5 protein-coding genes and 1 pseudogene are annotated in these 8,234 nt (G+C 64.9%); 4 read left to right on the forward strand and 2 right to left on the reverse strand.

Annotated elements, in window-relative coordinates:
- Both ABIV12_RS08335 and ABIV12_RS08340 read left to right on the forward strand, forming a co-directional pair.
- Positions 1-593, forward strand: a pseudogene (locus ABIV12_RS08335) (hypothetical protein); the annotation flags it as partial.
- A 49-nt stretch (positions 594-642) separates the two neighbouring features.
- A complete protein-coding gene (locus ABIV12_RS08340; RefSeq protein WP_348058170.1) occupies positions 643-2,730 on the forward strand; it encodes a patatin-like phospholipase family protein in 2,088 nt (695 codons plus the stop codon).
- On the opposite strand, the gene ABIV12_RS08345 is transcribed toward ABIV12_RS08340, so the two are convergent.
- A complete protein-coding gene (locus tag ABIV12_RS08345; protein ID WP_348058172.1) occupies positions 2,717-4,363 on the reverse strand; it encodes a di-heme-cytochrome C peroxidase in 1,647 nt (548 codons plus the stop codon). The two genes, ABIV12_RS08340 and ABIV12_RS08345, sit on opposite strands and share 14 nt — an antisense overlap.
- Before the next feature lie 89 nt (positions 4,364-4,452).
- Between ABIV12_RS08345 and ABIV12_RS08350 the strand changes: the two genes are divergently transcribed.
- Both ABIV12_RS08350 and ABIV12_RS08355 read left to right on the forward strand, forming a co-directional pair.
- Entirely contained in the window at positions 4,453-6,180 is a 1,728-nt protein-coding gene (locus ABIV12_RS08350) for a diguanylate cyclase (RefSeq protein WP_348058174.1), read from the forward strand.
- 235 nt (positions 6,181-6,415) lie between these two features.
- Complete coding sequence (locus ABIV12_RS08355) at positions 6,416-7,801, forward strand: hypothetical protein (protein WP_348058176.1); 1,386 nt, start codon at positions 6,416-6,418, stop codon at positions 7,799-7,801.
- A gap of 165 nt (positions 7,802-7,966) precedes the next feature.
- Here ABIV12_RS08355 and ABIV12_RS08360 read toward each other — a convergent pair.
- Positions 7,967-8,234 (reverse strand): hypothetical protein (locus ABIV12_RS08360; protein ID WP_348058178.1); only part of this gene is annotated, 268 nt, incomplete at its 5' end.

Consider the following 8,234-nt stretch of genomic DNA (forward strand, 5'->3'; position numbering starts at 1 on the left):
CGTCGTTGAACGCGATCGACATCACCCACATGACCGAAGGCGAAGGACTCAACGTGCTTGGCTTGATGATCAAGGCGAAGTATTTCGCCGACCACCAGGTCCCCTACGAACGTCAGCAGTGCCTCGGTGGTTTCGGCATCCTCGATCTGCCGCAGCAGATTGCCGGCTACAAGCCACGTCCGCTGGAAGGCGTATGGGCAACGCCGCCGTTCCTGCACAACGGCTCGGTGCCGTCGATCTACCAGATGCTGCTGCCGCCCGCGGAACGCAGCGCGCGCTTCTTCGTCGGCCGCCGCGACTACGACGCACAGCACCTCGGCTATGTCAGCGAACCGGCCGATCCGAAGGAAGCCGACGGCTTCTGGCTCGACACCGGCAAGGACGGCAACCACAACACCGGCCATGCGTTCGTCGCGACACCCGATCAGCTCGCTGCATGGCGTGCGGACTCGGCCGCGCATCCGCTGCCGTCGGGGGTGATCGGGCCGCTGCTGACCGACGAGGAACGCTACGCGATCCTCGAATACCTGAAAGTTCACCGTGACCTGCCGGCGACTCCGGCAGACTTCGTTCCGCCGGATTGTTCGCAGTGACCGACGCGCGCATGCCGTTTGGAGAGAGCGTGCGGCACGGAGTCGTGCGATGACCGCACAAGACGATCACGGCGCCGGTTACACGACCGACTTCGAACCGGTGCGCGAAGCCGAGAGCGAATGGCTTGCGCGCCGACGCAGTGCGGCCGATCTTCCTGCTCCGAACGGTGATCTTGTCGGCCTCGCTTTTTCCGGCGGCGGCATCCGTTCGGCGGTGTTCAATCTCGGCGTGCTGCAGGCGCTGGAAGCGTCGGGGTTGCTGCGTCAGGTTGATTATCTGTCGTCGGTGTCCGGCGGCGGCTACATCGCCTCGTGCTACACATGGCTGCGTGCGCGACTGCCGAAAAACCCCGTCGGCAGTGTGTTTTCCGCATCGCTCGCGTCCGCCGGCGGCAGCGTGCTCGACGGATTGCGCGCACACGGGAAATACCTCGTCAGTCATCGCGGCTTTTCAATCTGGACGCTGATCGCGTCGATCCTCGCTGCGACGTTCGCCAACATTCTCGTGCTCGGGCCACCCCTCGTTGCGGTCGTGTACGCGCTCACGCTCGGATGGTTGCCGGTCGACTGGCCGCCGTGGCTGATGCTGCCGGGTGGACACGTGCCGCAAGGACACCATGGCTATTGGCTGCTGCTTGCGCTCGGCGTCCTGTGCCTCGCCGCCCTTCCCGTACTGGCGACCGTGTTTGCGCTCGTCGCCGGCGTTCCGCGGTTTGCACCGGTGCACCGCATCGATGCGCTGCGCGTCCTGATGGGCCGGATGCTCGCGTTCGGACCGGCGCTGATTGCAATTGGACTCATTCCGGTCGCGGCGACGCTCGGCGACATGATGGAACACATGTTCTCGATCCGTCACGCACATGCGCTGGGAAAGCACGCGTCCTACCTGATGCCGGTGGTCACCGGCATCGTGTCGATGCTGCTCGACCGTCGCGAAACCGGCAACAGCAGCGGACGGTTGACGACGATCGGCCTCAGCATGGTGATCTACGGCCTGCTGATCCTGTGCTACCACATCGCCGTCAACACGCACATCGGCTCACCGGTGTTTCTCGCGTTCGCTGCGCTGTCGGTCGTGCTCGCGTTTGCTTGCGACATCAATCGCGTGTCGATCCATGCGTACTACCGCGCGCGCCTCGGCGAGGCGTTCCTGCCGCGTCTCGAGGGCGACGACGTGCCCGACCCGGGCAACTTCGACATGCGCGAGTTGACCCCCGACCACGGCGCGCCGCTGCATCTGATCAACACCACGCTCAACACTACCAGCTCCACCCTCGAGCGCCTGCGCAGCCGACAGGGCGCGAGTTTCTTCATTTCGCCGTTGTACGCAGGGTCGTCGGCGACCGGCTACCGGCGGATGGACACTTACACGCTGGCCGAGCTCGCGCTCTCCAATGCGTTGACGATTTCCGGCGCCGCGATCGATCCGGACATGGTCGCCACGCGCGCGCGATCGGTGTCGTTCCTGATGGCGCTGCTCAACGTGCGCCTCGGGTTCTGGGCGCACAACCCGCGTTGCGCGAACCGGTCGCCGCCGCCGAGGCCGTGGTGGTGGATCTTCATCACGCGCGAAATGCTCGGGCTCGGCCTCGACGAAACACGGCGCCACGTGCATTTGTCCGACGGCGGCGGCTTTGAAAATCTCGGTCTCTACGAATTGATCCGCCGCCGCGTGCGCTACCTGATCGTTACCGACGCGGGCGCCGATCCGCAGACGACCCTCGGCGATCTCGGTCGCGCGGTCGAGCGCGTGCGCGTCGATTTCGGCGCGGAGATCGATCTTGATGCCGACCGCTTCTACCACCAACGCCACGACGCATTGGCCGAACAGCCGTTCGCGATCGGCAGCATCCGCTACGCCGATGGAAGCCGCGGGGAGATCCTGTACCTGAAGCCGACCCTGAGTGCCGGACTCACCGCGGACATCTACGCCTACTGGCGCGCGCATCCGGCGTTTCCCGACGAACCGACGTCCGAGCAATTCTTCGCCGAGCCGCAGTTCGAGGCGTATCGCGCGCTCGGCGCCCAGACGATCGCGGCGCTGCTCGGCGCAGCAATGCCGTCGACGATCGCCGCGTGGTTCGAGCGCCTGCGCGACGCGCGAATGGACCCCGCGCCCATGTCTACAGGCTCTTGAGATACTCCAGCAGATCGCGCTTGTCGGCATCGGCGAGCGCCGTTCCATAGACGTGCCCGCTGTTCGCGTTGCCCGGCAGCGCGGTATCGAACGTCTCTGGCGGATGCGCATCGTCTGCAGCAAGACCGACGGTTGCAGGATCGAATGCGCGGCTGCCGACCGGGAAGGTGCGCACCCGATCGGGCGGCGGCTTCAGCAACTCGGCGAGACTCGGCACCGAACCATTGTGCAGGTACGGCGCCGATGCCCAGATGCCGCTCAGCGGACGTGCCTTGTAGCCATCCGGATGGCTCGCAATCGCGGCCTTGATCACCTCGTGGTAACCCGCCACTGCATCGCGCACTGCCGCGAGCGGGTGGCGCAGCGCGGCGCCGACGGCCGCGTGCACGACCAGGTCCGAGGTCTGTGCACGCGGGCCGATTGGATCACCGAGCACGACGCCGAGCTTATGGCCTTCGAACGATCCGCTGCTCGAGACCGATGCGAGCACGTTGTTCACCATGCGCGGATCGGTGCCGACCTCCGCAAGCGGCGTGATCTCCGACTTCAGTTCGCGCTTCGGATCATTGCGATCGGACAGCCGGTGACAGCGGATGCATTGCTGCGCATAGATCTGCGCACCGTGCGACACGCGTGTCGGATCGAGCGCGCCAAACAGGTTGGCCGGCCACTGCGGCGACTGCAGCGCGTACAGGTCGTCCTGGATCTGCGCCAGATGCGAGAAGTCGATCGACGACGGAAAACCGGCGAGGCCGTCGTGCCCCGACACGTCGAGCGACCCGTACACCGCAAGCGCGGTCGTGATGTTCTGCAGCAGCGGACCCGGACCGGCGTTCGGTGCCGACCCGTTCCACTGCACCAAGTCCAGATGCGGCGCGTCCCACAGCACCGGAAAACTCACCGGCGCGTCCGGCGCGCGACGGTTGTCCGGGATTCCGAGGAACTGCACCGCGATCGCGTTGAAGATCTGGCCGAACGCGTCGAGACGTCCATAGCCATACGGCACATCGACGTGGTTCATGCGATGCCGCTGGGCAATCCGCGCGGCGAGCGCAGCGACATCCCCTTTCAGCGCAGTGCGCCGTTCGTCGTTCACGCCAAGCGCGGTGGCGAAGCGTTCGAACTTCGCGTCATCTGCCACCGTCGCATCGAGACTGTCGATCAACGCGCCTTCGAACCCGACGAAATCGAGCGTGCCCTGTCCCCCATCGAGGCGGATGCGGTGCCCGCCGTAGCGCACCTCGCCGGTGTGGCAGGCGGCGCAGCCGAGGCCGGTCCAGTCCGTTCCTTGCGCGTCGGTTTCCTGCGTGAAGCCGACCGGGAAACCATCCGGATTGAGCGCACCGGCCGACTGCGTCAAAAAGCCGAGCGCGTCCATGTGGTCGTCGGTCGCGAAGCGCTGCGTGTTGCCGGACTGCTCGAGAACGCGCAGCCACGCTGTCGGAACGAGGCGGGATCCGAACGAGCTGAACCACGCACGCTCCTGCACCTCGCGGCTCCAGCCTTGCGCCAGATTGATCGCGCCGTCGCCATCGCGCACGGCGGCATCGTTCGCAATCGGTTTTTCCGGTGATCTGCAGCTGCCGAGAGCGACCGCCACCACGATCGCCGCCGGAATGATCCACGCCTTCATCGAACTCCCCCAGAGTCTTGCGCCTGCTATTCTGACGCAGTTCCCTCTCGCAGAATCGACGGCCCGTGATTCAAGCCGCTTCACCGTACATGGACCGTCTTCGAGTTGCCCTGGTGTTCGTGGCGTTGACGTGCCTGGTTCCATGGTGCGCGGCCGCGCCGTCGACGACTCTTGACGCTGCGTTCTCGCGCGCGACGCTCGAGCACCGCGTCGAGGTGCTCGAAGATCCCACCGGCGCACTCGATTTCGACGCCGTTCGCGTCTCCAGTGCGTTCAAGCCTGCCCCCGCACTCGGCACCAACTTCGGGTTCACGCACTCGACGTGGTGGGTGCGGTTCACGCTGGTGAATCCCGACGCCGCCGATCGCCACGTCACGTTGCGTGAAGACTATCCGCTGATCGATTACCTCGCCCTGTGGTCCATCGACCGCGCCGGCGCGTGGCATTCCACCGAGACAGGGGACCGCACGATCTTCTCGACGCGCGAATACACCCATCGCGATTTCCTGTTCGACCTGGAGGTTCCGGCGCGCAGCGAACGCACGTACTACCTGCGCGCAGCGTCGAGCGGGCCGGTGGATCTCAGTCTTTCGCTGTACGAATCGCACGCGCTGATCGGAACCGTGAGCAACGAGCAGCTGGCGTATGGCGGCTACTACGGCGGGTTCCTCGTGCTGGTGCTGTACAACTTCTTCCTCTTCATCATCGTGCGCGACCGCGCGATCTTCTACTATCTGCTCTACGCATCGAGCTACGGGCTGTACTTCGCGGTGCACAACGGCCTCGCGTTCCAGTTTCTGTGGCCCGACAGTCCGGCATGGGGCAACCAGGCGCTGCTGGTGCTCCTCGCCTCGACGCTGGTGTTCGGCCTGCAGTTCACCCGCGCGTTCCTCAGCACGTCGAGCGTGCTGCCACGGCTGGACAAGGTCGCAATCGCGTTGCAGATCCTCGCCGGAATCAGCCTGGTCGCGTCATTCTTCACGCCCTATTCGGTCCTGATCCTGCCGCTCGCGTTGCTGACGATCGTCGTGACCTGCCAGATCATCACGATGGGCACGATGGGTCTCATCAAGGGCTACCGGCCGGCGCGCTACTTCATGGTCGCATGGGGCATGCTGCTGGTCGGCGTGATGGCGTACATGTTCAAGGTGTTCGGCCTGCTGCCGCACAACATGCTCACGCAGAACGGTTTCCAGGTCGGCTCGCTGATGGAGATGGTGCTGCTGTCGCTTGCGCTGGCGAGCCGCCTCAGCGACCTGCGCCGGCAGAGCCGCACCGACACGCTGACCGGGATTCCGAACCGGCGTTACTTCGACGAGGTCGCCGCCAACGAGTTCGAGCGTGCACGGCGCAACCAGAGTCCGCTCGCGTTGCTGGTCGTCGACATCGACCACTTCAAGCAGTTCAACGATCGCCACGGCCATGCGCGCGGCGACGAAGTCCTGCAGGTGGTCGCCGACAAGCTGTCGCGCGGTGTGCGCCGCGGCGACAGCGTGTGTCGCTACGGTGGCGAGGAATTCGCGGTGATCCTTCCCGGAGCAGATGGCACCACCGCAATGAAAGTGGCCGAGTCGCTGCGCAGTGCGGTCGAGGGCAACGCGTCAGCCGATGCGCAGATCACCATCAGCATTGGCGCGGCAAGTACGCGCGATGGCGAGTTTGCCGATGTCGACGAGATGTTCCGGGCTGCGGACAGTGCGCTGTATCGCGCGAAGGATTTGGGGCGCAATCGGGCGATCCGTTTTGCGAACAGTGCGGCCAACGGGCGCGAGCAACCGCGCAACGACGCGTCGAAGCCGGTCGACCGACCGGGTTGACCCCCGCCTGCAGCCTCCGTCGTCGTTGCGCTTGCGACCCCGAACCACTGCTGCTGCTGCCGTTTTCGAATCGTCACGGCGGCATGTGCCGGCCTGAAAGGCGCGATCGCGATCGTGGTGGCCTCGTCGAGTGTCCCACCGATGAGGTCGCAGCCCATTGGAAGAACGTGGCCCTTGCGAGGGCGTTACCCCGTTGAACAGGTCAATGGCTTAGCGCGCCAATCCGGGGAATGCCGTGGCATCGAAAATGGGGTGTGTGGTATTGGGAATCGCGGTCGCGACCATGGCGCACGCGCGCGACGGCGACCTCGTCACGACATTCGGCGACGACGGCATCGCCCGACTCGGCGTCACCAATGTCTACGGCTCGACGACGATGTCCAAGCCGGTCGTCGGCCCCGGCGGCACGATCACGTATTGCGGCACGCGCAACGTTGTCGGCGCGGGTCGCGACTTCCATGTCGCGCGTGTCAAGGCTAATGGCGTGCTCGATACCTCCTTCAGCTTCGACGGCCGGGCCGGTGTGGATTTCGACGGCAACGACGATGAATGCAACGCGATCGCCATCCAGGCCGATGGCAGGATCATCGCCGTGGGTTCCACGCAGAGCGCGACGTCGCGCAACTTCGCCCTCGCCCGCTTCACGTCGACCGGTGCGCTGGATTCGACGTTCGGCGTCAACGGACGACTCCAGGTGCAGTTCGATGTGTTCGGCAGCGACGACAGTAGCGCTTACGCCATCGCGCTTCAGACAGATGGCAGGATTGTCGTGGCCGGCGACTTGCACATTACACCAGGGATCTACGACTTCGCGATCGCGCGGCTGCTCGCCGACGGCAGCTATGACACCGCATTCAATGGCAACGGTCGGCAGCGCGTACGGATCATCACACCCGATGGAACCGAACGCGCGTCGGGCCTGGCGCTCGCCATCGACACCATCGGGCGCATGGTCGTCGGTGGCTATGCGCGAAAGCACGCCGCACAAGCGTCGGACTACGACTTCGCGGCGGCGCGGCTGCTCGGGGACGGCACGCTCGATGCCACGTTTGGAAATGGCGGATCCACCACAGTCGCCCTGGATCTGGGAGGGACCACTGGTACCAACGACGACGTGTCAACCGCGATGGCCCTGCAGGCCGATGGCAAGATCCTTCTCGCCGGCAAAACCGATGTTTCCGCGACCGTGACGCCCAACACCGATATGGCCGTCATTCGCCTGCTGCCGAGCGGTGTGCCCGATGCCGCGTTCGGAATGGACGGGCACGTCATCGTTCCGTTCGACCGACATCCAAGTGGCGGCGACGAAGCACTGGCCATGACAATCGACGGAGGCAACATCACACTCGGCGGCTACGCGTTCACCAGCGCACAAAGCGCGGATATCGCGCTGGTGCGCCTGCTCTCGAATGGATCGCGCGATGCGTCGTTCGGAAACCTCGGCCGCCGCACCTTCGACCTTCATCTGACCAATCCCCCGATTCAGTACATAGCGGGACTATCGACGGAGAGCGATCACCTCATCTTTTCCGGCATCGTCAAGGTCGGTGACAACGATGCGGCCGACGCCTTCGTCGGCCAACTCGAAAACGACACCATCCTGGCGTACGGAATGGAGTGACAACATGCTTCACGTCTTTGCGGGCGAGCGCTTGTTCGAGGACGGTTTCGAATTGCCGCGAGCGCTGGCTGCAAGATAACGTGGCTTCACGGGCGGCGAGCGGGTCGTCCCCACGCGAACGCACGTGCCCGGCGACTCGAGTCCAACGCTCGTTGAAAAATCGCGCTAGAGGACGCCGGACATCAGGCCCAGCGCCACGACCAGCAACATGATCGCAACGATTCGCTGGACTCCCGGCATCGTCATTTTTTTCAGCAAACGATTGCCGACTAACGCACCCAGAAATGCGGCAGCGACGGCGCAGGCCACGAGACCCGCATTGCCGTGCACGCCGTTGTAGTCGCCGGTCGCGGAATAGACGGCGAGCCGTGAAACGTCGATCAGGCACGCAATCACCACGCCGGTGCCGATGAAGGCTTCCTTGCTCAAACCG

The sequence above is a fragment of the Dokdonella sp. genome (assembly GCF_039926425.1).
GTDB lineage: Bacteria > Pseudomonadota > Gammaproteobacteria > Xanthomonadales > Rhodanobacteraceae > Dokdonella_A.

Bases quoted from the DNA above. Each gene is read 5' to 3' on its own strand.
- ABIV12_RS08340 (WP_348058170.1), top strand. From the start codon at position 643: ATGACCGCACAAGACGATCACGGCGCCGGTTACACGACCGACTTCGAA.
- ABIV12_RS08345 (WP_348058172.1), bottom strand. From the start codon at position 4,363: ATGAAGGCGTGGATCATTCCGGCGGCGATCGTGGTGGCGGTCGCTCTC.
- ABIV12_RS08350 (WP_348058174.1), top strand. From the start codon at position 4,453: ATGGACCGTCTTCGAGTTGCCCTGGTGTTCGTGGCGTTGACGTGCCTG.